This is a genomic window from Paucisalibacillus globulus, from assembly GCF_900184735.1.
GTDB lineage: Bacteria > Bacillota > Bacilli > Bacillales > Amphibacillaceae > Ornithinibacillus > Ornithinibacillus globulus_B.
The window spans coordinates 1-1,193 of the sequence record NZ_LT855401.1; the positions used below are offsets into that span (position 1 = coordinate 1).

At 34.5% G+C, this 1,193-nt stretch carries 1 pseudogene; it reads left to right on the top strand.

What is annotated here, in order from left to right:
* Window positions 1-100 precede the first annotated feature (100 nt).
* Window positions 101-1,193, top strand: a pseudogene (locus BN999_RS21120) (IS256 family transposase); the annotation flags it as partial.

A 1,193-nucleotide genomic window follows, 5' to 3' on the forward strand; every position in this document is an offset into this window, starting at 1 on the left:
GGATGACGTACAATAGTTTGTGTAAATAAGTATAAATAAAAAAGGTAAGGTAAATCCTCTAGTTAATAACCACAAAAACCAGAAAGGAAGTACCTTACCTATGTCTAATAGTATAACTAATAATATCTTTTCTAAACCAATGGAAGAACTTGTTCAAGACTTTGTTAAAGAAAACCTGGAGTTAATTTTAAAAGAGGAGTTTAAAAACTTCTTTGAGGTAGAATACCCTGAATTAAAAAATAGTAAAAACGGATTTTATGAGCGTATTTTGGATACTAGATACGGTCGTATTGAGGATTTAACAGTACCGAGAGATCGGAATGGACATTTTCAAACTAGTTTATTTGATCCCTATCAAAGACGAGAAAAATGGCTTGGGGAAACGATTATCACAATGTACCATAAAGGATTTAGCACACGAGAAATAGGCAGCTTTATGGAAAGAATCCTTGGCGATTCTTATTCTGCCGCAACGGTAAGCAATATTACGGATGTTGTTGTAGAAAAAAATCGAAGAATGGCAACAACGACCTCTTGAAAAAAGGTACTCCGTCCTTTATCTAGATGGTACTTATATAAAATTACGTCGTCAAGACGTAGATAGTGAAGTTATTTATATGGTTGTTGGTATTACAGAAGAAGGTTTTAAAGAGATTGTAGGATTTTATGTAGGTGGAAAAGAAAGTTCCTTGGGATGGAAAGAAATACTAGTAGATCTTCGTAATCGCGGTCTTGAAGAAGTACTGTTAGCTGTATTCGATGGACTTTCTGGCCTTGAAACAGCTGTAAAAGAAGTGTATCCCAAGGCTGATGTACAACGCTGCGTCGTTCATAAAGTTAGGAATGTACTTCATTCTGTTCGTAAGAAAGACAAAGAACAAATTACACAAGACCTTAAACAAATATATAGGGCTGGTACAAAAGAAGAGGCCACTATAAAGTTCAATGAATTTAAAGTTAATTGGAACAAGATATATCCAAAAGTTGTTTCATCATGGGAAGAAGACCTCCCTGTACTTTTAACGTTTTATGATTATCCAAGAGTAATACAATCACAAATTTATACAACTAACACCATAGAACGCACTATTAAAGAGGTTAAAAAACGAACAAAGACTATGAATAGCCTACCAAACGAGAAAGCTGTTGAAAAGATTGTATACCTCGTATCCCAGGACTTCAATGAGAGATGG